The sequence below is a fragment of the Flavobacterium sedimenticola genome, from assembly GCF_030053345.1.
Lineage (GTDB): Bacteria > Bacteroidota > Bacteroidia > Flavobacteriales > Flavobacteriaceae > Flavobacterium > Flavobacterium sedimenticola.
On sequence record NZ_JASGBP010000001.1, the window covers coordinates 536,617 to 562,868 of the forward strand.

General features: G+C 41.0%; 25 protein-coding genes. 11 read left to right on the plus strand and 14 right to left on the minus strand.

Annotated features, from left to right (window positions below; translation table 11 throughout):
- Nucleotides 1-46 precede the first annotated feature (46 nt).
- The 5 genes from QHT84_RS02380 to QHT84_RS02400 all read right to left on the minus strand — a co-directional run bounded on the left by QHT84_RS02380 (nucleotide 47) and on the right by QHT84_RS02400 (nucleotide 4,869).
- Nucleotides 47-1,276 (minus strand): nitrous oxide reductase family maturation protein NosD, encoded by a 1,230-nt coding sequence (locus tag QHT84_RS02380; RefSeq protein WP_283237939.1) that lies wholly within the window; start codon nucleotides 1,274-1,276, stop codon nucleotides 47-49.
- Nucleotides 1,273-1,704 (minus strand): nitrous oxide reductase accessory protein NosL, encoded by a 432-nt coding sequence (locus QHT84_RS02385; protein WP_283237940.1) that lies wholly within the window; start codon nucleotides 1,702-1,704, stop codon nucleotides 1,273-1,275. The genes QHT84_RS02380 and QHT84_RS02385 overlap by 4 nt, the downstream gene beginning before the upstream one ends.
- Entirely contained in the window at nucleotides 1,701-2,291 is a 591-nt protein-coding gene (locus tag QHT84_RS02390) for a hypothetical protein (protein WP_283237941.1), read from the minus strand. Before QHT84_RS02390 ends, QHT84_RS02385 begins: the two co-directional genes overlap by 4 nt.
- 52 nt (nucleotides 2,292-2,343) lie before the next feature.
- Nucleotides 2,344-4,323 (minus strand): Sec-dependent nitrous-oxide reductase, encoded by a 1,980-nt coding sequence (gene nosZ / locus QHT84_RS02395; protein WP_283237942.1) that lies wholly within the window; start codon nucleotides 4,321-4,323, stop codon nucleotides 2,344-2,346.
- Between the two features lie 63 nt (nucleotides 4,324-4,386).
- Nucleotides 4,387-4,869 (minus strand): c-type cytochrome, encoded by a 483-nt coding sequence (locus tag QHT84_RS02400; RefSeq protein ID WP_283237943.1) that lies wholly within the window; start codon nucleotides 4,867-4,869, stop codon nucleotides 4,387-4,389.
- 190 nt (nucleotides 4,870-5,059) lie between these two features.
- Between QHT84_RS02400 and QHT84_RS02405 the strand changes: the two genes are divergently transcribed.
- The 5 genes from QHT84_RS02405 (at nucleotide 5,060) to QHT84_RS02425 (ending at nucleotide 7,776) form a co-directional block, all read left to right on the plus strand.
- A complete protein-coding gene (locus QHT84_RS02405) occupies nucleotides 5,060-6,016 on the plus strand; it encodes a 2-hydroxyacid dehydrogenase (RefSeq protein WP_283237944.1) in 957 nt (318 codons plus the stop codon).
- Nucleotides 6,006-6,404 carry a VOC family protein gene (locus QHT84_RS02410; RefSeq protein ID WP_283237945.1) on the plus strand — a complete coding sequence of 133 codons (399 nt, stop codon included), beginning with the start codon at nucleotides 6,006-6,008 and terminating at the stop codon, nucleotides 6,402-6,404. The genes QHT84_RS02405 and QHT84_RS02410 overlap by 11 nt, the downstream gene beginning before the upstream one ends.
- 40 nt (nucleotides 6,405-6,444) lie before the next feature.
- Nucleotides 6,445-6,831, plus strand: a complete 387-nt coding sequence (locus QHT84_RS02415) for a DUF4234 domain-containing protein (RefSeq protein ID WP_283237946.1) — start codon at nucleotides 6,445-6,447, stop codon at nucleotides 6,829-6,831.
- A 71-nt stretch (nucleotides 6,832-6,902) separates the two neighbouring features.
- Complete coding sequence (locus QHT84_RS02420; RefSeq protein ID WP_283237947.1) at nucleotides 6,903-7,271, plus strand: DUF2752 domain-containing protein; 369 nt, start codon at nucleotides 6,903-6,905, stop codon at nucleotides 7,269-7,271.
- 103 nt (nucleotides 7,272-7,374) lie between these two features.
- Nucleotides 7,375-7,776, plus strand: a complete 402-nt coding sequence (locus QHT84_RS02425) for a DUF805 domain-containing protein (RefSeq protein WP_283237948.1) — start codon at nucleotides 7,375-7,377, stop codon at nucleotides 7,774-7,776.
- A 45-nt stretch (nucleotides 7,777-7,821) separates the two neighbouring features.
- Here the strand turns inward: QHT84_RS02425 and QHT84_RS02430 are convergent, their stop codons facing one another.
- The gene (locus QHT84_RS02430) at nucleotides 7,822-9,633 is read right to left on the minus strand and encodes a GNAT family N-acyltransferase (protein ID WP_283237949.1); all 1,812 of its coding nucleotides are present in this window, start codon (nucleotides 9,631-9,633) and stop codon (nucleotides 7,822-7,824) included.
- 163 nt (nucleotides 9,634-9,796) lie between these two features.
- Here QHT84_RS02430 and QHT84_RS02435 point away from each other — a divergent pair, with 163 nt between their 5' ends.
- From QHT84_RS02435 to QHT84_RS02445, 3 genes are all read left to right on the plus strand, one after another.
- Nucleotides 9,797-10,558: an exodeoxyribonuclease III gene (locus tag QHT84_RS02435; RefSeq protein WP_283237950.1), complete on the plus strand. Its 762-nt coding sequence runs from the start codon at nucleotides 9,797-9,799 to the stop codon at nucleotides 10,556-10,558.
- Nucleotides 10,559-10,584: 26 nt separating this feature from the next.
- Entirely contained in the window at nucleotides 10,585-11,550 is a 966-nt protein-coding gene (locus QHT84_RS02440) for an OmpA family protein (RefSeq protein ID WP_283237951.1), read from the plus strand.
- A 146-nt stretch (nucleotides 11,551-11,696) separates the two neighbouring features.
- Entirely contained in the window at nucleotides 11,697-12,731 is a 1,035-nt protein-coding gene (locus QHT84_RS02445; RefSeq protein WP_283237952.1) for an NADP(H)-dependent aldo-keto reductase, read from the plus strand.
- 1 nt (nucleotide 12,732) lies between these two features.
- Here the strand turns inward: QHT84_RS02445 and QHT84_RS02450 are convergent, their stop codons facing one another.
- From QHT84_RS02450 to panC, 8 genes are all read right to left on the minus strand, one after another.
- A complete protein-coding gene (locus QHT84_RS02450) occupies nucleotides 12,733-14,109 on the minus strand; it encodes a PQQ-dependent sugar dehydrogenase (protein WP_283237953.1) in 1,377 nt (458 codons plus the stop codon).
- Nucleotides 14,110-14,162: 53 nt separating this feature from the next.
- Nucleotides 14,163-16,115: a biosynthetic peptidoglycan transglycosylase gene (locus QHT84_RS02455; RefSeq protein ID WP_283237954.1), complete on the minus strand. Its 1,953-nt coding sequence runs from the start codon at nucleotides 16,113-16,115 to the stop codon at nucleotides 14,163-14,165.
- On the minus strand, nucleotides 16,112-16,579 hold the full coding sequence (locus QHT84_RS02460; protein ID WP_283237955.1) for a gliding motility lipoprotein GldH family protein: 468 nt from the start codon (nucleotides 16,577-16,579) through the stop codon (nucleotides 16,112-16,114). The genes QHT84_RS02455 and QHT84_RS02460 overlap by 4 nt, the downstream gene beginning before the upstream one ends.
- Nucleotides 16,580-16,642: 63 nt before the next feature.
- Nucleotides 16,643-18,004 (minus strand): DNA repair protein RadA, encoded by a 1,362-nt coding sequence (gene radA, locus QHT84_RS02465; RefSeq protein ID WP_283237956.1) that lies wholly within the window; start codon nucleotides 18,002-18,004, stop codon nucleotides 16,643-16,645.
- Nucleotides 18,005-18,011: 7 nt separating this feature from the next.
- A complete protein-coding gene (locus tag QHT84_RS02470) occupies nucleotides 18,012-19,256 on the minus strand; it encodes an alpha/beta hydrolase-fold protein (RefSeq protein ID WP_283237957.1) in 1,245 nt (414 codons plus the stop codon).
- Between the two features lie 56 nt (nucleotides 19,257-19,312).
- The gene (locus tag QHT84_RS02475; RefSeq protein WP_283237958.1) at nucleotides 19,313-20,278 is read right to left on the minus strand and encodes a lysylphosphatidylglycerol synthase transmembrane domain-containing protein; all 966 of its coding nucleotides are present in this window, start codon (nucleotides 20,276-20,278) and stop codon (nucleotides 19,313-19,315) included.
- A gap of 3 nt (nucleotides 20,279-20,281) precedes the next feature.
- Nucleotides 20,282-20,632, minus strand: a complete 351-nt coding sequence (panD, locus tag QHT84_RS02480) for an aspartate 1-decarboxylase (protein WP_283237959.1) — start codon at nucleotides 20,630-20,632, stop codon at nucleotides 20,282-20,284.
- Between the two features lie 14 nt (nucleotides 20,633-20,646).
- Nucleotides 20,647-21,495, minus strand: a complete 849-nt coding sequence (gene panC / locus QHT84_RS02485; RefSeq protein ID WP_283237960.1) for a pantoate--beta-alanine ligase — start codon at nucleotides 21,493-21,495, stop codon at nucleotides 20,647-20,649.
- A gap of 105 nt (nucleotides 21,496-21,600) precedes the next feature.
- Here panC and QHT84_RS02490 point away from each other — a divergent pair, with 105 nt between their 5' ends.
- The 3 genes from QHT84_RS02490 to glmS are packed head-to-tail and all read left to right on the plus strand — an operon-like array spanning nucleotide 21,601 to nucleotide 26,083.
- Nucleotides 21,601-22,407, plus strand: coding sequence for a glycogen/starch synthase (locus tag QHT84_RS02490; protein WP_283237961.1), 807 nt, complete (start codon nucleotides 21,601-21,603; stop codon nucleotides 22,405-22,407).
- A 20-nt stretch (nucleotides 22,408-22,427) separates the two neighbouring features.
- A complete protein-coding gene (locus QHT84_RS02495; protein ID WP_283237962.1) occupies nucleotides 22,428-24,224 on the plus strand; it encodes a DUF4270 domain-containing protein in 1,797 nt (598 codons plus the stop codon).
- Nucleotides 24,225-24,235: 11 nt separating this feature from the next.
- A complete protein-coding gene (glmS, locus tag QHT84_RS02500; RefSeq protein WP_283237963.1) occupies nucleotides 24,236-26,083 on the plus strand; it encodes a glutamine--fructose-6-phosphate transaminase (isomerizing) in 1,848 nt (615 codons plus the stop codon).
- Nucleotides 26,084-26,252: the final 169 nt, after the last annotated feature.

The following is a 26,252-nucleotide window of genomic DNA, read 5'->3' on the forward strand; positions in this document are numbered from 1 at the left end:
TGAAATTAATCATTTCTACTCCACCTATAACTCGCAACCCGTAACTTTATAACCTTAACTGCTTCATTAAGGGCGTATTGTCTACAAAATTATCAGGTGTGATACTGGGTAATACTTTTTCGGATTTGTCCAAAAGGGTAATCATAAAGCTGCGGTACAATAGCATCGACGACGGATTGCTTTCGGTGAGCACCGCAAACAAACTGAGCGGATGATAAGGGACATCGCCAATGCCGTCTTTGTTTAAATCGTAGCCCTCGTATTTGTCCCAATAATTGCTGTTGAAGGTATTGAGAACCAAACTTCCGTTGGTGCTGATGTCGAACGTGTTACCGATGTAGTTGTTATGCACCACTTCGTTTTCCATGCAGCTGGCTTGGATTTTCATGCCCCAGCCGTTGGCTTCAAAAACGTTTTTTTCGACTTTAATTCGGGACGTACCTTCCATATATATCCCCGAGGTGTTTCGTTTGAAATGGTTGTTGAAGATGTAACTGTCGGCTATTTCTTTGAGTAATAAGCCATAAGCCGAATCGCCCCAGTTTTCTTCGAAATAATTATTGAACATTTTGACGTTTTTGGTAAACATTACGGCGACTCCGGCTCCGTTTCCTTTGAAAACATTGGTGATATAGGAATCGTCGTTAGAAAACATAAAATGCAAACCGTAACGAATATTATAGTTGGAAATGTTGCGCCAAATCACCGATTGCGTTACAAATTCGAAATAAATCCCGTCGCGGTGTCCCGAAATTTTGTTGCCGATGATTTGCAGGTTATCACTTTTCCAACAGTGAATCCCGTTTCCGATAAGTTGTTCTTGTTTGCCGTAAGCTTTTATAGTATTGTTTTTGACCACCCCGTTTTTGGAATTCTGTAAGTAAATGCCAAAAAAATTATTGTCGAGGATGTTGTTTTCAATGCGCACAAAACTGCGGTCATATACTTTAATGCCACAGGGATCATCTAGTGCGGCGTGACCCGAATTGATGATTTTGAAGCCTTTGATTACAACACTGTCAGCAGCTACGGACAACACCTCGAATTTATTTTGACCGTCAAGCGTTGGGAAGTTTTTACCCAGAAAAGCAATTTTTTTGTGGATAAGAATATTCCCTTCTTTATAAATGCCTGTAGTAACCAAAACCGTATCGCCATCGTTTGCCAAAGTCAAGGCCTGTTTGATGGTTTTGACCGGATAGGATTTCCCTACGGTAATGGTTTTGGCATTACTGATGAGGCAAATAAAATAAAGAATGTACACTAAATTTTTCATGGATAGGTATTGTAAACTTCAGACCAAGTTAGGGTTTGAGCCCCCAGTTTTTTGGCGTATTCGCCTTGTTGTGCAGCGGTAGAAAACGCCGCCATATTGCCTCTCATGGGCGAATTAATTTTATCGCTTTTGATAAAAAAGGCAGATTCGACTGAAATCAGGGTATTGTCTTTTAAATAATCGTTTACAAAAAAGGATTGATAAGGCACCACCGTATTCGATTTGGCAAATTGTACCATACAAGCCAGGTCATCAAACTTATAATAGCGTCCTTTTTGAGTAATTAGTTCGGCTCCGAATTTCCCATTGGCAATGGTCATCTTGCAAAAATCACAAGAATCAATATTTAATTTAATGGGTTTGGGTTCATTGGAACCGCAAGAGATTAAGGTTAGTAATGTGATTAATGATAAAGCAAAAGTTCTCATGATTGTGGGTTTTTAGTAAACTTATATTCTTTGAGTACCACTAAAAATAGTAAAATTCCGGCTGCAGTTAATAGCCAACCGCCGGTATCAGGAATGGAGTAGGCACCAAAATTGAGCAGTTGTTTGTAACCTATGAGTGGCGGTTGGTATGCCATTCCGGGTACTCTGATGGCGGCATTCGGGTCGAGGTTGTGACCGTATTCATAATTCCATCGGTAGAAATCTACAGCTGCTAAAACCACAAAAACCACATAACTAATGAGAAATAGTAAAACGGCTTTTCTTTTGGCGACGAAAATCAGCAAAAGCGAAATTAGTCCGAACGTTCCGAAAATATAGGGCAAAACGGTAAACTCAAAAAAGTTCTCTGTATGTAAAGTCGCCATACCGATGTAATGGTTCAATCCGTTGATAATTTCCACATCGCCACCTATTTTGTTGGCATACAATTGCAATACAAGACCCTCGGGGTATTGTGGTGCTTCGAGTTGGATTTGCCACATCGGTACAAACAGTGCTCCTGCAAACAGTGCTCCGGTTACCAAAAGCAGTATTTTGGATAATCCTGAAATTGTTAGATTTTTCATTGCATTAGGAGAAAAAAAGGGAACAAATAAAATCTGTTCCCTTTGGTTAATTTTATTTGGTTGCTTTCGGTAAGTTGGTTCCCACACTCCACGTGAGCGGGACACTGCTTCCGGCAGGCGAAACCCTTACATAGCCTTGCATTTCCTGGTGTAGCGCACTACAGAAATCAGTACAGTACATTGGGTACATACCCACTTTTTTCGGAACCCATTTCAGGGTAGTGGTTTCGCCCGGCATAATCAATAACTCTCCGTTATCGGCACCTTTGATGGCAAATCCGTGCGGTACATCCCAGTCTTGTTCCAAATTGGTGACGTGGAAGTATACTTCGTCGCCCAATTTGATACCTTCAATATTATCCGGTGCAAAGTGAGAACGAATAGAAGTCATATACACATGGACTTGGTTGCCTTGACGAGTCACTTTGGCCTCTTTTTCCCCTTTGGTTACAAACGGGTGATTATTGTCGGCAATTTTATAGAATTTCAACTGACCGTTGTTTCGAATCAAATCGGCCGGTGCAGCTTGGGCGTAGTGTGGTTCACCGATGGTCGGGAAGTCGAGTATGAGTTGCATTTTATCGCCGCTGATGTCAAAGATCTGAGCCGATTGGGCTAACTCCGGACCGGTTGGCAAATAGCGGTCTTTGGTAATTTTGTTATACGCGATTAAGTATTTACCGAATGGTTTTTTACTGTCGCCGCCCGGGATACACAAGTGACCTACAGAGTAGTAAGTAGGTACTCTATCCAATACTTTCAAGGATTTGATATCCCATTTTACCACTTCAGAAGACACAAAGAAAGTGGTGTAGGCATTTCCTCTTCCGTCAAACTCAGTGTGTAACGGACCTAAGCCCGGTTTTTGAACTTCTCCATGCAAAGCAGCTTCATATTTTACTACAGGGATTCCGCCATATTCGCCTTCGAATTTTTTATCTTTGATAGCGCCCATCAACTTATCAAAACTGAATACCGGAATCAGAGCAGCCAATTTACCGGAACCTACAATGTACTCTCCTGTTGGATCTACGTCACAACCGTGTGGAGATTTCGGACACGGAATCATATAACAGATATCTTTTAAAGCCGCGGCATCCAATACTAGAACTTCATTTTTGATTTCAGAAGTGGCCGTATGTGTTTTCTCATTCCATTTGTTATGCGCATATTTTACCGCTTGTTTTTTGCCTTTTCCGGCTTTGATGTATTCTTCGGCTTTTTTCCAGTTTACCGCCATGATAAAGTCTTTGTCGCGTTGAGAGGCGTTTACTTCCAACAACGTATTGGCTTGCTCAGTGTTGTAGCAAGAGAAGAAGAACCAACCGTGCGACTTGCCTTTACCGGCATGCGATAAGTCGAAGTTAACCCCAGGTGTTACAATTTGGAACGCTAAGTCCATTTCACCTTCTTTACCCACTTTCACAAAACTGATGTGGCCTTTGAAGTTTTCTTTATAGGTATTGATAGCTACATCACCATTGTCATAATCGGCCGGTACGCTGAAACGGGTTCCCGCTACTACGTATTCGGTATTCTCGGTAATAAACGGAGAAGAGTGATTTCCGCCACTGTTTGGCAGCTCAATAATTTCGGCTGTTTTGAATGTTTTCAGGTCGATGCGAGCGATACGCGGGGTGTTGTTGGCGTTACCAAAAACCCAACGGCCGTCTACCTCTCCATTGGTTTGCGACAATTCGGTGTGGTGCAAATCATCCCAAGGGACAAATCCGTTGGAGGTGTTAAGCATCGGTTTGGTTTCTTCGCTGTAACCCCAACCTTTTTCAGGGTCAACCGAAAATACCGGGATTACTCGGAATAATCTTCCGCTTGGGAGACCATACACACTTAACTGTCCGCTGAAACCACCGGACACGAAGTTGTAAAATTCATCATATTTACCCGGGGCAACATAGGCCTTCTGAGCCGCGTCGCCACTCACGGCATCGCTCGAGTTTTTTGGCTTACAAGAAGTGAGCAAAGCACTTCCCAGAGCAATTGTAAAAATTGCTTTCACAAACTTATTTTTCATTGTAATTGATTTTAAATAAGATTGGTCAGCACTTTCACGGGATAACCAATCTCTGGTTTTGGTTTATTTTACACCGTCATTTTTACGCATGTATTCTAAAATATGACGCGCATCATCATCGCTTAGTCCTTGGTTTGGCATACGAACCAAACAAATTTCCAATTGGGCTTGTACTTCAGGATCTTTGTCAATCATGGGGTCAGGATTGGTGATAAAGTTCATAATCCACTCCGGTCTCCTTCTTTCGGTTACGCCTTTCCAGCCCGGACCTACTAATTTTTCATCGGTCATTTTGTGACAAGAAGTACATTTTACAGCGGCTACTTCCTCACCTTTGGAGGCCATAGCCTGATCAAGAGTAGCTCCTAATTCAACAGTTGTAAATTTACCTTCACCTCTTTTCGGATCATAAGAAGAAGGATCTTTTGCGGTGGTCTCGGTTGCAGTTGGGTCTGCGGCCGGATTGTACTCTTCGGCTTCTTTTTCTTTTTTACCACAGGCAGTCATAAGAGAAAGGGCCAGAACGGTTAACAATAATTTTTTCATGATGGGATATGTTTAAATTTCTTATACAAATTTCAGCATTAAACAAGTGTTAATTTTATGACTGTAATCATAATCGGTAATAAATGGGTCAGAAATGTGAACATAGACTCCCTTTTATGGGATTAGAATAGCTCTAACTTTACTTTTTGTATCTGTAATAAATAGTATCTTTACTTCTCAATTTGTAATCATGCCGAATCAAAATATTAGAATATTACATCTCGATACCAATCATCCGTTGCTATGGGAGCAATTGGAACAAGCCGGATTTCAGAATGAAGCCGATTATACTTCTTCTAAAGCCGAAATTGAAACAAAAATTCAGCACTATCAAGGCGTTGTCATTCGCAGTCGGTTTAAAATCGATAAAGTATTTATGGATAAAGCGATAAATTTACAATTCATTGCGCGTGTGGGCGCCGGATTGGAGAGTATCGACTGTGAGTATGCCGCCGTCAAAAACATTCATCTGATTGCAGCACCTGAAGGAAACAGTAATGCTGTGGGAGAACATGCTTTAGGCATGTTATTGTCGTTAATGAATAAATTGAACAGGGCCGACCGGTTGGTTCGCAAAGGACTTTGGATCCGCGAAGGCAATCGAGGCTATGAATTAGAAGGAAAAACAATCGGGATTATCGGGTACGGCAATATGGGAAAATCGTTTGCCAAAAAATTAAGAGGTTTCGAAGTGAACGTTTTGTGTTATGACATCTTACCTAATGTTGGCGATGCCCATGCAAAGCAAGTAGCTTTATCAGAGTTACAAGAAAAGGCCGATGTATTGAGTTTACACATTCCCTGGACTCCGGAAACCGATAAAATGGTGAATGCCGAATTTATCAACGCGTTTGCCAAACCGTTTTGGCTCATTAATACGTCACGGGGCAAAAATGCAATTACCGATGATTTGGTAGCGGGGCTAGAATCGGGTAAAATTCTCGGTGCCGGATTGGATGTGTTGGAATACGAAAAGGTATCTTTTGAAAATTTATTTTTGGATGCCGAAAAGCCAGCGGCATTTGAATACTTATTGCAAGCCGAAAATGTTTTACTAACGCCGCATATTGCAGGATGGACCTATGAAAGCCATCAAAAGCTGGCACAAACTATAGTGGATAAAATCAAACAAAAATATGAGCGATAAACCTATAAAAAGAGTGACCGGTTTAGGGGGCTTTTTCTTTAAATGCGAAGACCCGAATGCGGTTAAAGAATGGTATAAAAATCATTTGGGAATACCCACCGATCAATACGGTTGGACGTTTTGGTGGAAAGATGCCGACGGTAATGATTGCTCCACACAATGGTCGCCCTTTGAAACCAAAACAAACTATTTTGCACCCAGCGAAAAACCCTTTATGATGAATTTCAGAGTTCATGATTTGGAAGCTTTGTTAGAGGTTTTGCGTGCTGAAGGCGTTACGATTGTTGGCGAAATGGAACGTTATGATTACGGCAAGTTTGGTTGGATATTGGATCCCGAAGGAAATAAAATTGAGCTTTGGGAGCCTAGTGATAGTAGTTTCTTATAAAATTTTATATTTTAGCACTACCTAACCAATTTAAAACATCATGGAAGTTATCAACCATCCTAATGAAGACTGGAATACCCCTAAAAACATTCCGGTGTTTAAAACCGATCCGATTTTGGTATTGCTTTTCAGCTTTTTAACCTGCGGATTGTATCTGATTTATTGGAATATTAAAGTAGCCGAGGTATTGAATGCGGTAGCCGAAAGAGAAATCATATCCACGCCTTTGGCCGTTTTTTCAGGATGTTGTTTGCCGATTCACGTGTATTTCTACTATATCGTAGGCAAAGAAGGTTTGCCGAAGGTGTATAAAATCACCGGAGAACTTCAAAAAGACCAATCCACTTTGTTAATCATTTTAGGCTTGTTTTTCCCCATTGCTGCCGCGATGATTGTACAAGGTGATATTAACAGATTGTACCGATAGAAAACAGCATAAAATATAAAGTTTACGGTATTATTGGTGCCTCGATTACACTGATAGTACCGTTTTTTTTAATGCTCAATAACGGCGACAATCACCTCAAAGACGATCAGTCGTTATGCCCGATTAAAGTGGTCACGGGATTTCCTTGTCCGTCGTGCGGGATTACCAAATCCATAGTCAGTTTTTATGAAGGGAATATAGCCGAAAGCATTACCTACCACATTCTGGGACCGGTCGTGGTGTTTTTCTGTTTGTTTACCATCGTTTTATTAGCGGTTGAAATTAAAACCCGAAAGGACTATTTTAACCAATACTTGTATCATCGTAAAACGGCCTACGGATTGGCGATTTTTTTAGGAGTATACCATGCCATCAGGCTTTTTCTTTTTGTACAGCAGCACTCTTTTCAAGAAATCCTCAAGGAATCCATTTGGAAGTAGTAAGGATTTTTCGGTAAAATGTTTTTCCTTACAGATTTTTTTTATTTTTGGAATAACTAACCATGCCGATTCGATACGATGAGGCCTAAAAAACTTTATAATTATGATTAAATGGTACAAAAAAGTAGTATTTGAAAATTATGCGAATTTCAATGGACGCGCCCGTCGTTCGGAGTATTGGTATTTCGTACTGATGAACCTGATTGTGTTAATTGTTGCTACCGTGTTGGATGGCGCATTAGGGCTTAATTTTTCACCACTGCCTTACGGATACTTGTATGCCGCGGTTGCCTTAGCGACATTTATTCCGGGTTTGGCAGTAGCCGTAAGACGATTACACGATGTGGGTAAAAGCGGATGGTTTTATTTCATCGTTTTAATTCCGTTAGTTGGTGCGATTTGGTTGTTGGTTCTTTTCTTTACCGAAGGACAACAAGGTGAAAACCAATACGGTCCGGATCCGAAAGCGGAAGGCGCTGAGATTAACGAAATCGGTAATGAATAATTACTTTTCACTATACCAAAAAGCCTGCTGAAAAGCAGGCTTTTTTTATTTGTAATTTTTTTCTTTTCGCTCCAGCTCGGCCTGAAACTCTTCCATGACCGGTTTTACGGTACTCTCGGGTAAGTCGGCAATACGAATGTACATTAACCCGTCCACCGCGTTATTAAACAGCGGATCGACATTAAAAGCAACCACGCGGGCATTTTGTTTGATGTATTTTTTAATCAATACCGGTAAGCGTAAGGTGCCCGGCTCGACTTCGTCTATGATTTTATCAAACTTATTCAAATCGGCCTCCGTTTCGTTGAATACAAAATCCTTATCGGCGTCTTTGAGTTTTACTTTAAATTCTTTTTTCGGATGAATGTATTGCGCCACATACGGGTCGTAATAATGCGACTTCATAAACTCAATCATCAACGACTTCGAAAACTCGGTAAATTGATTGCTGATACTTACGCCGCCAATCAAATATTTGTGCTCCGGATAACGCAAGGTGGTATGCACAATCCCTTTCCACAACAAAAACAAAGGCATGGGTTTTTGCTGGTATTCGTTGACAATAAAGGCGCGTCCCATTTCGATAGATTTTGACATCATATCGTACAATTCGGGTTCAAAGCGGAATAAATCGTGTAGGTAAAAACCATCAATGCCGAATTTGGCAAAAATTTCAGAACCCAATCCCATACGGTAAGCACCGGCAATTTGCTGGCTCTCATCGTCCCACAAAAACATGTGATGGTAATAGTTGTCGTATTGGTCCAGGTCGATGGATTCATTAGTGCCTTCACCAACCGCACGGAAAGTGATTTCGCGCAGGCGACCGATTTCGTGGAGTATGTTCGGAATTTTATCGGCAGTCACCAAAAAAACACTGTAATTTTTGCTTTGCAATAATCGGTAGTCGCCTTCCTGTAATACTTCAATTTCTTCTAAAATTTTATCGTGGTTGGCCGGTTTTACAATTTGTTTCGGACTCTTTGGGGTTTTTAAATTCAGATTCAAATTTTGAGAACTCAGCAATTTCGATTCTTCATTGAAGGAATTGGCCAACATATAGGTTTTGCGACGTAAAAATTCGGAGTATTCTTCGATGGTTTTGTGTTCGTTTTGCTCGGCTACCGAAATGGGTTTTCCGATACGCACTTTAATCACGCGATCTTTTTGCGTTAAGAGTTCCGACGGTAATTTGGCGGTGCGTAAGGTAGGGTTGATTTTGGATAAAAAGTAAAAGAAACGACTGTTTTTAGCATGAAAATAAATCGGAACCACCGGCACCTGCGCTTTTCGAATAACCTTAATAGCGCCTTCTTCCCAATCTTTATCAACGACCAATTGACCGTCTTTGTAGGTCGACACTTCTCCGGCAGGAAACATGCCCAAGGGCTTACCGTCGCTCAAATGACGTAAGGTTTCTTTAATTCCGATGACACTCGATTTGGCATCTTTGTGATTCTCAAAAGGGTTTACCGGCATAATGTAGGGTTTCATCGGTTCGATGCGATGCAACAAAAAATTGGCGATGATTTTAAAATTTGGCTCGCGCTCTAACATTAACTTTAATAGTAAGATGCCGTCAATGCCGCCCAGCGGATGATTGGATATGGTGATGTAGGGTCCTTCTTTGGGTAAACGTTTTAAATCTTCTTCGGGAATTTCAAACTTAATTTGAAATTCGTCTAAGATGGCGTTCAAAAATTCTACTTCGCTCAAATGTTTGTTGCGGTCGTATATTTTGTTTAAGGTCGAAATCTTTAAAGCTTTCATTAGTAACCAGCCGCAAAAAGTTCCGAAAACCCCGTATTTATCAGCTTTGATTGCCTTTGCAACTTCTTTAGCAGTAACTAAACCCATGTATGCCGTTCGTTTTTGAGTAAGAAACAAAGATAACAATTCTGATGAAATAGCTCGAGTAAAAAGCACAAATTGCCCGTGAAACTTTAATTTTTTATTATGGTTTTTTAGGTTTCAAATAGTTCCGATTTTATTACTTTTGAAAAAACTAAGACCTAATAGAATGCGAATCATTTCTTATAATGTTAACGGCATCAGAGCAGCTATCGCCAAAGGTTTTTTGAGTTGGTTGCAACAAGCCAATCCCGATATCATTTGCCTGCAGGAAATTAAAGCTACCGAAGATCAAATTCCGCTCCTTGATGTGGAGCTTTCCGGCTATCCCTATCATTACTGGTTTCCGGCTCAAAAAAAAGGATACAGCGGTGTGGCGGTTTTGTCTAAAGTGAAACCCAATCAGGTGGTTTTCGGCACCGGCATTGACTATATGGATTTTGAAGGCCGAAACCTGCGTTTGGATTTTGACAACTTTTCGGTGATGAGTTTGTACTTGCCTTCGGGAACTAATATCGACCGGTTAGACCATAAATTTCAGTACATGGATGATTTTTATACCTATGTAAATCACTTAAAGAAAGAAATTCCGAATCTGATTATTTGTGGTGATTACAATATTTGTCACGAAGCTATCGATATTCATGATCCGGTAAGAAATAAAACGGTATCAGGGTTTTTACCCGAAGAACGTGCTTGGTTGGATAAATTTATCAAAAACGGATTTATCGATACCTTCCGCTTTTTTAACAAAGAACCGCATCATTACAGTTGGTGGAGTTACCGCGCCAATGCCCGCGCCAATAATAAAGGGTGGCGTATTGATTATTGCTTGGCCACGGAAACCCTAAAAGACCGACTAACTCGAGCGGTAATTTTACCCGAAGCCAAACATTCGGACCATTGTCCGGTTTTGGTAGAAATTGATTAAAAAATAACCCCATAATAACAAACAGCATGATAAAAAGAATAGTGTTAGGCTTAGCCGTTTTAGGATTGATGACCTCTTGTGTTTCCAAAAAGATTTATAACGATTTGGAAAATAAGTACACCGATTTAAAAAAGGAAAATCGCTCCTTAGCCGATGAGGTAGAGGAATTACACAAAGCCAACGCCGAATTCGATTCGGTAAACAAATCCCTAACGGCCGAATTAACCAAACTCAAAGCCGATCGCGATAAATTACAAGCCGATTGTACCGCAACAGCCAACAATTTAAAAGCCTTGCAAGAGTCGTATGCCGCTTTAGAGAAAAACAGCAACGAGGCGCTGCAAACCAATATGACCAAGAACAGAGAGTTGTTGGCACAATTGGAAGCCAAAGAAAAAGCGATGGCGGCCGAGCAAGACCGACTCAATAAGTTGCGCGATGAGCTTGCAGCCAGTACCAAACGCTTGAACGAGCTGGAATCGATGATTGCGGCCAAAGACGCCAGTATGAAAAAGCTCAAAGAAACGTTGTCTAAAGCGCTTAACGCCTTTGAAGGAAAAGGGTTAACCATTGAGCAAAAGAACGGGAAGGTTTATGTTTCCATGGAAAACAAATTGTTGTTCCAAACCGGTAGTTGGGCGGTAGGGACCGAAGGACGTAAAGCGGTAGTAGAAGTTGGGAAAGTGCTGGCTCAGAATCCTGATATCACTGTGTTGATTGAAGGCCATACCGACAATGATAAAATTTACGGAGCAATAGGCGGCGGCATAGAAAACAACTGGGATTTATCGACTAAAAGAGCTACAGCCATAGTGAATATTTTGAGCGAAAATGCCGGTATTCAAAAGAAAAATTTAACTGCAGCGGGTAGAGGAGAATATGCTCCTTTGATGAGTAATGATACACCGGAAGGCAAAGCCAAAAACCGAAGAATCGAAATTATTTTAACACCAAAACTCGATGAGATTACTAAAATGTTGAATGAGTTTTAAGACAAAGGCACTAAGGTGCTATGTGACTAAGGTTCTAAGTTTCGGCTTAGAACCTTTTTTTCTGTCAACGACTCCAAAAAATGTGTTAACCAATCCCCATAAATAATAGGATTATTTTACTTTTGCGCAGCAAAAAAGCAGTACCAATGAATTACACTACGATACCCAATACCGACATCAAAATCAGTAAAGTATGTTTAGGCACCATGACTTTCGGAGAACAAAATTCGGAGAAGGATGCCCACGACCAACTGGATGTAGCCATCGCCAAAGGCATTAATTTTATTGATACTGCGGAAATGTATCCGGTGGCGGCACGCGAAGCCACGGTAGGACTAACCGAAAAATACATCGGAACCTGGTTGAAAAAATCGGGTAAGCGAGATACATTGGTGATTGCTACCAAAATAGCCGGACCGAATCGCGGTTTGGGGTATATCAGACAACCGCTTGATTTTTCCAAAAAAAGTATCGGGCAGGCAGTGGACAATAGTTTGAAAAATCTGCAAACAGACTATATCGATTTATATCAAATGCACTGGCCTGAGCGCGTGATGAATATGTTCGGTCAACGTGGCGTAGCGCATTTGGATACCCAATGGCAGGATAACTTTTTTGAAGTACTCACGACATTTGACAGTTTAATTAAAGAAGGTAAAATCAAACACATCGGGGTTTCGAACGAAAACCCGTATGGCGTAATGAAATTTTTACTTGAAAGTGAAAAACACGGTTTGCCCCGTATTGTAACCATTCAAAATCCCTACTCATTGTTAAATCGATTGTTTGAAGTAGGCTTGTCGGAAATGTGTATGCGCGAAAATGTTGGGCTGATGGCCTATTCACCGTTAGCTTTCAGTTATCTGACCGGAAAGCATTTAAACGGTATTTTACCCGATTCTCGCCTAGGCTTATTTCCGCAGTTTAAGCGCTACAGCAATGAAAACTGCCATCAAGCCACCAAATTGTATCAGGAATTGGCCTTGGCTAACGGACTAACCTTAACGCAAATGGCGTTGGCTTTTATCCACCAACAAGAGTTTGTGATGTCGACCATCATCGGAGCCACAACGATTCCGCAATTGGAAGAAAACATAGCGGCTTTTGACGTAACATTATCGCCTGAAATTATTGCCGAAATCAACCGAATCCAATCGATTTACCCTGATCCGGCCCCATAATTTATTCAATAGCCACTTTAGTAGTCAGGCGTTCCCCGCTTTGTGTTTCAACCACGGCCAAATACAATCCTTTGGTGATAGCAGCGACGTTAATTGTGTATATCGGCATGGTTGACAACGTTTGTTGCAGTACCACCTTTCCGCTGAGGTCGGTAATGGTAAACGATTTTAAGTCGAGGTTGTTATTGTTGGTCATCGATAATTCGGTTTTAGCCGGGTTCGGATACAAACGGATACCGTTTTGCTCAAAGTCGGTTGCCGCCAATGATGTGTCAGTCAATTTGTAAATTACATTACCCATCGCCACATACAACTCGCCGTCTTTGTCTTCTCCGAAAGTGGTAATCAATCCCGGGCCATCGTAATTCCAGGTAATCGTGCCGCTATTGTCAACCCAACCAATTTCTCCGGTACAGTAATCGGCAAAAAAGTATTTCCCTGAAAAATTAGGATAGGTCGAGCCGGTGTAAAAATAGCCTCCGGTTACCGAACATCTGCTGGTGGAACCATGAAGATAAACAGCTACAGGTGCAACTGTATTGGCATAGGTTGGGCAACTTCCGGTATTGTTGTAGGCTACATTGCCTTCGTAACAACGCCAGCCAAAGTTCAAGCCGGTATTCGGTAACGGACTGGTGATTTTATTAATTTCTTCAATGGCATTCTGGCCGACATCGGCAATCCACAAATCACCATTCAATCGGTTAAACGAAAATTTCCACGGGTTACGCATCCCGATAGCCCAAATTTCGTCATTTCCGGTAACCCCAACATAAGGATTGGCAGGCGGAATACCATAAGGGGAAGCCGAGTCGACATCGATGCGTAGCATCTTCCCCAAATTCTCGGTAATGTTTTGGGCTCTGTTGCCCGGGTCGCCACCACTGCCGCCATCTCCCATACCGATATACAAATAACCATCGGGGCCAAACTTGATGGAGCCGCCGTTATGATTGCTAAAAGGTTGTGAAACCGTCAATAAAACCGTGCCGCTCGAAGCATTGGCTACATTAGGGTCAGCCGAAACCGAGTAGCGGGCAATCACTGTCGCCCCGTCGCCCGCTCGGGTATAATTGACATAAAAATACCCATTTGTAGCATAGTTAGGGTGAAAAGCCAATCCCAACAAACCTCTTTCACCTCCGGATACGATTACACTGGTTCCCAAACTTAAAAAAGGCGTGGCGTTTACTGTTCCGTTAGGGTTTACAATTCGGATAAGACCACCTTGTTGTACTACAAACAACCGACTGTCGTTTACCGGGTGTGTAATTTCAATCGGAGCCGTAAAACCCGTGGCGAAACTTTGCAAGGCTATAGATTGACTCCATCCGAAAACGGATAACAAAAGGTTGATGAAGAGTATTGTTTTTTTCATACGAATCGATTTTTCGTAAAGTTATAAAATTCAATCAATTAAATTTAAAAAATTTAAAAATCAAACTCCTCCAAACTCAAACTATCATTTGCCGTATTGTTGATTGGCTTTTGTTTAAGGTACATTTTGGCCGGTCCGGAAATATCCAAAGCAAAGTTGCCCACCGTGTCGTTAGCAGTAATAAGATTTCTTTTAAACATCAGTCGCATCAAGAAATCATTGTGTTGTTGGGCATAAGGTTTGAATGTTTCACTGTTTTCCAAACGCGACATAAAGCCTTTAGGTTTCGGGATAATACCCGCTAAAAACAAACATTGATTTACGTTTAAATCTTGCGGAAGTTTGTTGAAATAAAAACGAGAGGCTTCGCCAATCCCATAAATATCGGGTCCCCATTCGATAATGTTAAAATACACTTCGAGCATCCGCTCTTTGCTGACAATTCGATTATTTTCCAAAATATAAACCAACAATATTTCTTCAAGCTTGCGCGAGAGGGTTTTCTCTCGGGTCAGAAAGACATTTTTAACCAATTGCATGCTGATGGTACTGGCGCCGCGAGCAAATTTTTTGGTACGAATGTTTTTGGCGATTGATTGTTTGAAGGCTTCATTGATAAACCCACGATGGCTGAAAAAAGAGGGGTCTTCACTCGTCAACACACATTTCTGCAAATAAGGAGAAATTTGATCTAGCGGCGTGTAGTTCGGATTAGAGGTGCCCACGATAATCGGTCTTTGTGGCACACCTTTATCGATGGCGCGGTAGGTAAACTCATGGTTAATTTTATTCAAATCGGCTTCGCCGTATTTAGTGATTTTAAGCCCTTCGGGTTGTAGTTTGCTGTCAAAAATGATAGCGTTCGGCTTGTGGTTGTTGTATTCAAAATGAAGCGCATAACTAAAATTTCCGCTGGCTTCCATTCCCTGAAAATGGCGGAATAACCCATTGGGTAACGATTCGATAAAGTCCTGAGCTTTCATTTTCGGAATTTTCAGTTTTAGGGCATACACTTTATCGGTTTCATTCGTGTAAGCGATATAGGGATGGCATGCAATCCGGTTCAACTGCATGGTTGAGGTACTGTCCAAAGCCAAAAATCGGGAGCCGATTAAAAAACGATAGTCAAAACGGGCTTTTTGAATAATCACATCTTTCTTAGCCACTTTAGGATGATTTATTCGCAAGCCTTGAATGGAAGAATAGCCGTCGATGTGCAGTTCACCGCTTTCCATCGCTACCTTTTCTACATTAAAACGGATGGATGTAAACCCGGTTTTGAGATGGAATTTTTTATCCAAATACGGGAGTTGTATGGTGTCGTTTTTAGGGTTGAAAAATTGCAAATCGGCTTTGCGGTCCCGAGGGTCGGCAAATCCGGTTACGGCCCATTCTTGCGAAAAATCATTTGATGATACTTGTATTAACGTGTTGAGTTTTTTGTCCGCTAAAGCCAATTCGCTAAAATCAAAAACCACTTTATTCCCGTTATCATTCAGCTTACAGGCAAAACCGGTCACACGCATGTCGGTCGGAACTAAATCGAACAATTTGGAGGTAATTTTGTGTAAAAGTTTGGCATAGTTGACCTCAGTGTTTTCTTTTTTTTCTTTTTTGGAACGTAGGAAAGCCTCATAGTTGCTGCCGTTTTTGGTTTTAACCAATTGGATGTAGCCCTTGTTGATTTCGAGTTGCCCCAATTGAATATCACCCACGAGTAGCTTCCAAAAGTTGACACTGGTTTTTAATTCATTGATTCGAACAAGGGTGTCTGCCTCTTTCGGAACCAAGGAAAGTTGATGGAACTCCAATTGTGTCAACCCTTTAAATTCGGCTTTGGCTATTTTGAAACGGCATTGGTACTCGCGTTCCATTTTAGTGTCTATTCGGTGAATGACTTGCTCTAAAAGGGTATCTCGAAACACAAAAAGCAACACCACGCCCAGCAGTACCAACGCTCCGAGGATACTCAAAAACAGTTTTACTTTTTGTCTTTTGATTTTCATGGCTCCGATTTTGTGATTTCCAATCCGACACCCAGTATATTAGGCAAATACGGTCCATCATAGCGATGCGAAACCGTCACTGTGTATTTGCCTTTGGAGAGTTTTAGGTTCTCTTTAACCATCGAATCCAAATCGCAAATGTCGCCAACACAGTCGCCTAACTCTTGGCCTTCCGAATCTTTCAACACCAAATCAAAAGTGAAATCTTCCGTCTTTCCGTCGGGTTTTTTGAAGCTGAAATGAAGCGGAACGGATGTCATGGGATAGCCGTATACATGACTGAATTTAAAAAGCACATTGTAGTGTGCCGCTTCGTCATCAATGGTAAAATCATATGATTTTGTATTGGTTTGTGCCCATTGATGGCTTTCGTCTAAGGTGTCAAACCGACTGTAAACCGTGTTTTGTGAACACGAGGTTATCAAAAAAAGAAAACAGAGGATAAGTAGATTTTGGATTTTCATACGCAAAAGGGTTAACAGTAAAAACGGTTTTAAGCAAACTTTATTGTGCTGATTGACTATAATTTAGCCAAACAACTGCTCGACCACTTCTTCAATCTTAGACACTAAAACAATTTTAATCAAAGGATTTTTAATTGCTATTTTGTTGTATTTGGAAACAAATATGGTAGAAAAACCTAGTTTTTCGGCCTCTTGAATTCGCTGCTCTACCCGATTCACGGGGCGAATTTCACCCGACAAACCGACTTCGCCCGCAAAGCAAACATCTTTGCCTACAGCGATATCTTCGTTAGACGATAAAATGGCAGCTACCACGGCTAAATCAATCGCCGGATCATCAACTGAAATTCCGCCCGTGACATTCAGGAAAACATCTTTGGTGCCCAATCGGAAACCGGCGCGTTTTTCCAAAACGGCTAAAATCATGTTCAATCTTTTGGCATTATAACCTGTTGTACTTCTTTGTGGTGTACCATAAACGGCGGTTGAAACCAAGGCTTGGATTTCAATCATGAGTGGGCGCATGCCTTCGAGCGTTGAGGCAATGGCCGTGCCCGATAATTCTTCTTCGCGGTGTGAAATTAGTATTTCCGAAGGATTGGAAACTTCTCGTAAACCCGAACCCTGCATTTCGTAGATGCCCAATTCGGCGGTAGAGCCAAATCGGTTTTTGAGCGAGCGCAAAATGCGGTACACATGATTTCGATCGCCTTCGAATTGTAGAACGGTATCCACCATGTGCTCTAAAATTTTGGGTCCGGCGATGTTGCCGTCTTTGGTAATGTGACCAATCAGAATCACCGGAATATTGGTTTCTTTGGCAAACTTAATCAGCTCGGCCGTGGTTTCCCGAATTTGAGAAATACTGCCGGCGGTGGATTCGATAGAATCGGTATGTAAGGTTTGAATCGAATCGATAATGACAATATCGGGTTCGGTTTCAACGATGTGCCGAAAGATGTTTTGGGTCTTGGTTTCGGTTAAAATCAAGCAATTTTCACTGTTGGGATTGATGCGTTCTGCACGCATTTTGATTTGTTTCTGACTTTCCTCACCCGAAACATAGAGTGTTTTGTAAGGAAGCTTTAAAGAAATTTGTAACAGCAACGTGCTCTTGCCAATACCGGGTTCGCCGCCCAATAATATTAAGGAACCGGGTACAATGCCACCGCCCAATACGCGGTTTAATTCGCCATCGGTAGTGTCCATGCGGACTTCCTGTGTCGAATCGATTTCCTTAATTTTTAGAGGCTTCGAAACGCGCTTGATTTCGGTACTCGCTGGTTTCCAACTCGATTTTTCTTCTTTCTGAATAATTTCTTCGGCTATGGTATTCCATTCTTTACAGGCATTGCATTGCCCTTGCCATTTGGCGTATTGGGTTCCGCAATTTTGGCAAAAAAAGGTGGTTTTGAGTTTGGACATTTTACTATTATTCTGATTTTTTCTCTTCAACAGGAGTTTCTGTTGGTGTTTCTGCCGGCGCATCGGTTGCCGGTACTTCTTCTACAGGTTCTTCCGCTTTGGCTTTAGCGGCTCCTTTGAGCGCATCGGCTCTTTCGAGCATCATGTCTTTGGTTAAATCGCCGATTTCCTCTTTTTGAAAGGCCGTTTGGTAACTTTTGATGGCTCTTTTTAAGTCTCCTGTTTTTTCATACAGCTGCGCTAAATGATAATCGGCCAACATCGATTTCGGATAATTTTTCCGAGCTAATTGTGACAGTTGGTCAAATTCCGGATAGGCTTTGTTTTTCAAAATAGCGGCTTCAATGGCTTTGAAATCGTTGATTCTGATTTGCAATTTTAAGCCCAATACTTTTTCAAGCATATCGTATTTATCAGTTAAATACTTGACATAACCTGAAGGCAATACGGCAATTTTTTCTTGGAACTCGGCCGTTGAAATCGGTTGGTACACTGAAAAAATCTGATACAAAGCACTCGGAATGGCATGTAGTACTAACGAATAATGCGAAGCGCCTTTGAATTCTTCGTATACATAATTGAGCTTCGGATTATTGATTTTTTTAATCTCCGCGTCCATTGCCTGGATACGGGTTCTCATTTTTTTCATATCGCCGTCGGCGGTGCAATGGTAGTAAAAAGTAGTTTGTTGCACGGCTGCCAAGCGTTCCGGAATTTGCTCTTCCATGCCGGTCGGGAGTTCCGGACTCATCGAAATAAAGGCATTGAAAATGGGCTGGTCTTTATACAAATAGCAGTTCAAAAAACCGGCAGTGGTATCTAAACCGGCCGCTATTCGAAATGGTGCTGCGCGGAAATTTTTCTGGATACTCGGAATCAATTCCATGCCGATAAATTCAAAAAAATCGGCTCCTTTTTCCGAGGGTAAACCGGTGGTTTCATCAACGGTACAATCGGTTTCGCGTTCGTTGTTTTTGTTTTGACTGATGCCTACAATTATCACCTCCGGTAAATCATCCCAATAATAACCATAACTCAGTGCGCCCTGAAAGGCATCAAAAAGAAAGTCGCCGTCAAAAAGGATAAGCAGCGGGTATTTTTGGGATTTGTTTTTATCATAGGAGGGCGGCAACCCGATTTTGATTTCGCGGTCTTCATTGAGTTTTTGAGACGTTATGGTGTCGGTGATTGTTCGTTGAGCCAGTAGTGAGCCCGAACCAACAAGCAGCAAAAAAAGTATCAATTTTTTCATTGGATTTCGTTTTGGTTAACAGTAAGGGTTGCTTTAACAAGCAGCAATATAGTAAATTATTTTTTGCTGTTGAAAACCGGCAGTAAAACATAAGAAATCAGTCCCAAAACGATGGTAAGTATTGTTTGAGAGGTCCAAACCAACCAGCCGAAAGCCGTGCCTACATCATTGGAAATACCGTAAAGCGAGAAAATTAAAGCAATGGAAAATGGATAAGCACCCAAACCGCCATTCGAAAAACCTACCGCCAAGCTCCCGAATATAAAGCCCATAATAACGATGTCAAAACTAATGGTGGCGGTTTCGGGTAACGCAAAAACGGCCACATAAAACATACTTAAGTAGCTCATCCAAATAAAAAAGGAATGGAAAAGATATTTCCATTTATTTTTCATCCTGAAAATGGTGGCCATCCCTTCGGTTAAACCCGAAAGCTTTTTTTTGAGTTTGACTAAAACAGGCCATTCCGCATAGATCCAAATCAGTAAAAAAATCAAACCAAGTATTACGGCTGCTACTCCGTAGTAAATCATAACTTGCAGGGACACATTGCGGCTTAACAGAAACTGATAAATCTTATCAAATTGCGAAATAAAGCCGAGACACACAAACAGAAAGAAAATGGCTAAATCGACCATACGTTCGGCCACTATAGTCCCGAAAGCTTTGTCAAACGGCACATCTTCATACTTTTTGAGCAAGGCGGCTCGTGAAATTTCGCCCGAACGCGGCACGGTAAGATTGACCAAGTAAGACACACTTACCGTAAAAAAATTATTGTGAAAATGGGTTTGGTATCCCATGTGATTCAGTGCAAATTTCCAACGATAAGCCCGTGACCAATACCCGACACAGGCAATAGCCAGCGACAACAAGATATACGAATAGTCGGCCTTTTGAAGGCTTTGTTTGATGTTGTCAATTTCGTGTGGTTTTAGCGTGGTATATTGATAATATATGATTCCGATTCCTATCAAAAGAGGAATAAAAATCGCCAGCCATTTACCAATTTGTTTTTTCAAGGATTAGGTGAGTGAATTATCGAGTTCATTCGGGAAGACCAACCAAGGTTTGAAGGTTTTGGCTTTTTCAAAATCCATCAAAGCATACGACATAATGATAATAATGTCGCCTTTTTGTACTCTTCGGGCCGCCGGACCGTTTAAGGTAATATCCCCGGAATTTTTAATTCCTTTGATGACATAAGTATCAAAACGCTCGCCGTTGTTGATGTTTACAATAGATACTTTCTCGCCTTCAATAAGATTAGCGGCATCCATCAAGGTTTCGTCAATAGTAATGCTGCCGATATAATTTAAATCGGCTCCCGTAACTTTAACGCGATGAATTTTCGATTTTACAATTTCAATTTGCATGGGGCAAAGGTAAATTAATTTAGTGAAATGGTGTCAATCAATCGGACGTTGTTGACAAAAACCGCAATAAAGGCGCGGTATTTTTTAGTTTTATTTTTTCGAATACAGGGCAACAAGGCTGCTTCATCCGCTATTTGAAAATACTCGAGAGTGAATTTCGGGTGTTTGGCAAATACTTTTTTTACCCATTGGGTAACTGCTACGGCCGATTGGGTGGCAAACCTTTTTTTGGCTTCTGTCATCGTTTTGTAGATGATGGCAGCTTCGGCTCTTTCGGCTTCGGTCAGTCTTTCATTGCGAGAGCTCATGGCCAATCCGTTGGGTTCCCTGAAAATCGGGCAGCCAATAATGGTAACCGGCAGCTTTTCTTTTTCGGTCATCTTTCTAACAATTTGTAATTGCTGAAAATCTTTTTCGCCAAAATACGCAAAGTTGGGTTTCACAATTTCAAAAAGGCGTTTTACGATGGTGCCGACACCGTCAAAATGGCCGGGGCGAAATTGCCCTTCCATTTGGTGTTCCAAACCGTCAAAATCAAAATGCTCCGAAAAAGGATGTCCTTTATAGATGTCGTCCACACTGGGGGCATAAACAATAATAGCATCGGAAACGGTTTTGATTTTGGCAATATCAGCCTCTAAAGTACGCGGGTATTTGGCCAAGTCATCCGGGTTGTTAAACTGGGTAGGATTGACAAAAATGCTGATTACAGTAATAGGATTCCGGGCAACAGATTCCTGCAACAAAGACAAGTGCCCTTGATGCAAAGCACCCATGGTAGGCACAAAACCAACGGTAGCTTTATTTTGAGAAACAGAAGCTAAATACGCTGTTAATTCTCTTTGATTGTTAAAAATGAGCATTGGCTTTGGTAAATGAGTTGCAAACTTACTATTTTCATAAATAACTGCATAAATTTTTGTACTTTTGCCTGTTTTTTATTGCCAATACAAAAAGTAAAATAAATTATGGAAGATAAGAGGATATTGTATGTATCATCTGAAGTGGTGCCTTATTTGGCCGAAAATGAGGTTTCTTTAATGTCGTATGATGTTCCGAAAATGGTGAATGACCAAGGAGGACAGATTCGAATTTTTATGCCGCGATACGGAAATATCAATGAGAGAAGACATCAATTGCACGAGGTAATACGATTGTCCGGGATGAATTTGGTGGTAAATGATTTAGATATGCCGCTGATTATCAAAGTAGCTTCCATTCCGAAAGAAAGAATACAGGTTTATTTTATTGATAACGATGAGTATTTTAAAAGAAAAGCCACGTTTAGTGATGAAGACGGCATTTTGTACCCGGATAACGACGAAAGAGCTATTTTCTTTGCCAAAGGCGTGGTGGAAACCGTGAAAAAATTAAATTGGGTTCCCGATATCATTCACGTACACGGCTGGATGGCGGGATTACTCCCGGTATATATGAAACATTATTACAAGCATGAGGCCTTGTTTTCGGATACTAAAATTGTGACTTCGGTTTACAGTCAGTCTTTCGACGGTACACTTGACCCCGAAATGATTAATAAAGTGAAGTTTGATAACATCCCGGAAGAGGCCGTACAAGATTTACAAGTACCTAACTATGAGAATCTGATTAAATCCGCCGTGATGCACTCTGATGCGGTCATCATTGCCTCCAATCAGGTCTCTTCAAGTTTAACAAAATTTATAGAATCTTCAGGAAAACCTTTTTTACCTTTCACCCCGAAAGAGAAATTTGCCGAAGCATACACTGCCTTTTACAAAGAGATGCTTCCTTAAAAAAAATTATTATCAGATTTATGTTTAAAAAATCATATTTACTTCAAGGTTTTTTCGGGCTTACGGCCGTTATATTGTTGGCTTCATGCGACAAAGATTTTAATGAATTAGGTACCGATATTGTAGGGGATGATCATTTCGGATTTGTCAAATATACCGATATCGGAATTCAATCTTACAATCAGAAATTAGGGCCGATAGCGTCCAACAATTTACCGATAAACCCGTTAGGATTTTACGACAATCCGGTCTACGGAACCACTCAGGCTAATTTTGTGACACAAGTGGAGTTGCCAACCTCAGTTCCGACGTTTAACAATACCGATCCGGATGAATACGATACGGAGCCGACCAAAATTGACAGTGTTATTCTCAACATTCCCTATTTCAGCACTTTACAGTCCGATTTAGATGAGAATGACAACAAAGTGTATAAATTGGATTCTATCTACGGGATTAGCGAGTCCAAATTCAAATTAAGTATTTATCAATCCAATTTCTACTTACGAGATTTGGATCCGGACCAATCATTTACAGGGCAACAGCTTTTTTACACTGATAAAGATGCTGAAATCGACAGTTATAAAGTTCCTGTTTTGTTGAACGATGCCCCTTTAACCGGGAATAATGCAGACGGTCATGAAAATACGGCTTTCTTTTTTGATAAAAGAGAACACAAAACCACGGCTCTTAACGAAGATGGTGAGGAAGTAGAAACCCGTTCGGTTCCGTCCATGCGTTTGCATTTGAACAAGCAAGTTTTTACCGATTTAATTTTGAATGCCCCAAGCGGACAATTGGCCAACAACAGCGTATTTAAAAATTATTTCAGAGGGTTGTATTTCAAAACAGAAAGTCTCGGGAACCCGGGAAATATGGCTATGATTAATTTCAAAGGGGGTTCCATAACCATTTACTACAATGAAGATAAAGCCACCACCACCAATGGGACAACGACTTATCAGAGGGTAAACAAAAACATGGTGCTGACCTTAAACGGCAATACGGTGAGTTTGCTGAACAACTCCAATGAAAATGCCAATTATTTGGCAGCGGCTAATTCGGCCCAGGAAGCTTCCAGACTTTATCTGAAGGGCGGACAAGGTTCGATAGCTGTCATCGACATTTTCAATCAGGCAGACACCTATCGATACGACCGTAAATTAGACGGTAACGGCAATCCGGTAAGTGATGCCAAGGGCAACCCTATTTACATTCGCGTGAATACACCAAACGGGGTTTCAGATGAGTTAGATGATTTGCGTTATCCTGCGGTAGACAATACCGGAATCGATCGTTCTACCAAAAACAGATGGATGATTAATGAAGCGAACCTTACCTTTTATATCGACAGAGACATTATGAGCAATCCGGCGCAAACAGTAAAACCGGTGGAACCCAACAGGATTTTCCTCTATGACTTGACCAATAAAAAGGTGCTAATCGATTATACGTACGACTTTACGTCTAATACCATCAGACCTAAAAATAATAAGTATATTCACGGTGGAATTATCGAAAGAGAACAAGTAACTAATGGTAGAGGCCAGCGTTACAAGATTCGTCTTACCAACCATTTGAGAAATTTAATTACCAAGGATTCCACTAATGTAAGATTGGGTCTGGCTGTTACGGAAACCATCAACAATGTTGCGTTTTCCAAATTGAGAACCGCCAACACCAATACCAACAGTGCTCCGAGTATGTCTGTTTTGAGTCCGTTAGGAACCGTGCTGTATGGTACTAATATTCCGGTGGGAGACGAAAATTATGACAAAAGACTTAAGCTTGAAATTTATTACACAAAACCTGAATAATATCTAAAAATATGTGCGGAATTGTTGGCTATATCGGATATCGTGAAGCATATCCCATAGTAATTAAAGGGTTAAAACGATTGGAATACCGCGGGTATGACAGTGCCGGGATTATGCTTTTTGACGGTAAAGAATTGGGTATTTCCAAAACCAAAGGAAAAGTTTCCGATTTGGAGGAAAAATCTAAAGCTTTAGCGTCGTCTAAGGCCACCATCGGGATGGGTCACACACGTTGGGCCACGCATGGTGTTCCCAATGACATCAACTCTCACCCCCATGTTTCCAATTCCGGGAATTTAGTCATTATTCACAACGGAATTATAGAAAATTATGAGCCTTTAAAAAAAGAGCTCATCAAAAGAGGCTATACCTTTACGTCAGATACCGATACGGAAGTGTTGGTCAATTTGATTGAAGATGTTAAAAAGAAAGACAATTTAAAAATCGGGAAAGCGGTACAAATTGCTTTGAACCAAGTTGTCGGAGCTTACGCCATTTGCGTTTTTGACAAAGAAAAACCCGATGAAATTGTAGTGGCTCGTTTGGGAAGTCCACTAGCCATAGGAGTTGGAAAAGATGAGTTTTTTGTAGCTTCCGATGCTTCGCCGTTTATTGAGTATACTTCTAATGCTATTTATTTAGAAGATGAAGAGATGGCCATAGTGAGGCTCAACAAACCGCTTAAGATAAGAAAAATTAAAGATGACTCTTTGGTAGATCCCTATGTGCAGGAGTTGCAAATGAATTTAGAGCAGATTGAAAAAGGCGGTTATGACCATTTTATGCTCAAAGAAATTTACGAGCAGCCTAATGTAATCAAAGATACCTACAGAGGAAGATTGTTGGCTAACGAAGGGATTATTAAAATGGCCGGAGTGGAAGACAATATCGAGAAGTTTCTTCACGCTCAAAGAATCCTCATTATTGCCTGTGGTACGTCATGGCATGCCGGTTTGGTCGCCGAATATATATTCGAAGAATTTACCCGTATTCCGGTTGAAGTAGAGTACGCTTCCGAATTTCGCTATCGCAATCCAATCATCCATCAAGACGATGTCGTGATTGCCATATCCCAATCGGGTGAAACCGCCGATACCTTAGCCGCTATTAAATTGGCTAAAGAAAAAGGCGCTTTTGTATTTGGGGTTTGTAATGTGGTAGGTTCTTCTATTTCCAGAGAAACAAACGCCGGAGCCTATACCCATGCGGGGCCGGAAATCGGAGTCGCTTCTACCAAAGCATTTACCACTCAAATTACCGTGTTAACCATGATTGCCTTGCGTTTGGCTAAAGCCAAAGGAACGCTTTCCAATTCTGATTTCCATCGTTATTTACAAGAGTTGGAAGTGATTCCGGAAAAAGTGCAGGAAGCATTGGAAACCAATGATAAAGCCAAAGAAATAGCTGAGAAGTTCAAAGATGCCAGCAACTGTTTGTATTTGGGAAGGGGTTATAATTTTCCGGTAGCTTTGGAAGGTGCTTTGAAATTAAAAGAAATCTCATATATTCATGCAGAAGGCTACCCGGCAGCCGAAATGAAACACGGCCCGATAGCACTTATCGATGAGCAAATGCCGGTGGTTGTGATTGCTCCTAAACAAGGCCATTACGATAAAGTAGTGAGTAACATCCAGGAAATTAAATCGAGAAGCGGTAAAATTATTGCCGTCGTAACCAAAGGAGATATACAGGTAAAAGATTTGGCCGATCACATTATTGAAATTCCGGAAACGTCCGATGCCTTATCGCCGCTTATTACCACCATTCCGTTGCAATTATTGTCCTATCACATCGCTGTAATGCGCGGATGTAACGTAGATCAACCTCGAAATTTGGCAAAATCGGTGACGGTAGAGTAAAAATTTACAACAAATTATAACAATAAGGCGAGATTTTTTCTCGCCTTTTTTTGTAAAAAATAATTGAGTTTTATGTAATAGATGCAGTCTTTTGTATGTGCGCATAGTATTTTTTTTAGCAATACGCTAAAAAAGTTAACAAAACCTTAAAAACTAAGATTTTGCAGAT

Coding starts and splice junctions, on each gene's coding strand:
- QHT84_RS02380 (WP_283237939.1), bottom strand. CDS start 1,276: ATGAAAAATTTAGTGTACATTCTTTATTTTATTTGCCTCATCAGTAAT.
- QHT84_RS02385 (WP_283237940.1), bottom strand. CDS start 1,704: ATGAGAACTTTTGCTTTATCATTAATCACATTACTAACCTTAATCTCT.
- QHT84_RS02390 (WP_283237941.1), bottom strand. CDS start 2,291: ATGAAAAATCTAACAATTTCAGGATTATCCAAAATACTGCTTTTGGTA.
- nosZ (WP_283237942.1), bottom strand. CDS start 4,323: ATGAAAAATAAGTTTGTGAAAGCAATTTTTACAATTGCTCTGGGAAGT.
- QHT84_RS02400 (WP_283237943.1), bottom strand. CDS start 4,869: ATGAAAAAATTATTGTTAACCGTTCTGGCCCTTTCTCTTATGACTGCC.
- QHT84_RS02405 (WP_283237944.1), top strand. CDS start 5,060: ATGCCGAATCAAAATATTAGAATATTACATCTCGATACCAATCATCCG.
- QHT84_RS02410 (WP_283237945.1), top strand. CDS start 6,006: ATGAGCGATAAACCTATAAAAAGAGTGACCGGTTTAGGGGGCTTTTTC.
- QHT84_RS02415 (WP_283237946.1), top strand. CDS start 6,445: ATGGAAGTTATCAACCATCCTAATGAAGACTGGAATACCCCTAAAAAC.
- QHT84_RS02420 (WP_283237947.1), top strand. CDS start 6,903: ATGCTCAATAACGGCGACAATCACCTCAAAGACGATCAGTCGTTATGC.
- QHT84_RS02425 (WP_283237948.1), top strand. CDS start 7,375: ATGATTAAATGGTACAAAAAAGTAGTATTTGAAAATTATGCGAATTTC.
- QHT84_RS02430 (WP_283237949.1), bottom strand. CDS start 9,633: ATGGGTTTAGTTACTGCTAAAGAAGTTGCAAAGGCAATCAAAGCTGAT.
- QHT84_RS02435 (WP_283237950.1), top strand. CDS start 9,797: ATGCGAATCATTTCTTATAATGTTAACGGCATCAGAGCAGCTATCGCC.
- QHT84_RS02440 (WP_283237951.1), top strand. CDS start 10,585: ATGATAAAAAGAATAGTGTTAGGCTTAGCCGTTTTAGGATTGATGACC.
- QHT84_RS02445 (WP_283237952.1), top strand. CDS start 11,697: ATGAATTACACTACGATACCCAATACCGACATCAAAATCAGTAAAGTA.
- QHT84_RS02450 (WP_283237953.1), bottom strand. CDS start 14,109: ATGAAAAAAACAATACTCTTCATCAACCTTTTGTTATCCGTTTTCGGA.
- QHT84_RS02455 (WP_283237954.1), bottom strand. CDS start 16,115: ATGAAAATCAAAAGACAAAAAGTAAAACTGTTTTTGAGTATCCTCGGA.
- QHT84_RS02460 (WP_283237955.1), bottom strand. CDS start 16,579: ATGAAAATCCAAAATCTACTTATCCTCTGTTTTCTTTTTTTGATAACC.
- radA (WP_283237956.1), bottom strand. CDS start 18,004: ATGTCCAAACTCAAAACCACCTTTTTTTGCCAAAATTGCGGAACCCAA.
- QHT84_RS02470 (WP_283237957.1), bottom strand. CDS start 19,256: ATGAAAAAATTGATACTTTTTTTGCTGCTTGTTGGTTCGGGCTCACTA.
- panD (WP_283237959.1), bottom strand. CDS start 20,632: ATGCAAATTGAAATTGTAAAATCGAAAATTCATCGCGTTAAAGTTACG.
- panC (WP_283237960.1), bottom strand. CDS start 21,495: ATGCTCATTTTTAACAATCAAAGAGAATTAACAGCGTATTTAGCTTCT.
- QHT84_RS02490 (WP_283237961.1), top strand. CDS start 21,601: ATGGAAGATAAGAGGATATTGTATGTATCATCTGAAGTGGTGCCTTAT.
- QHT84_RS02495 (WP_283237962.1), top strand. CDS start 22,428: ATGTTTAAAAAATCATATTTACTTCAAGGTTTTTTCGGGCTTACGGCC.
- glmS (WP_283237963.1), top strand. CDS start 24,236: ATGTGCGGAATTGTTGGCTATATCGGATATCGTGAAGCATATCCCATA.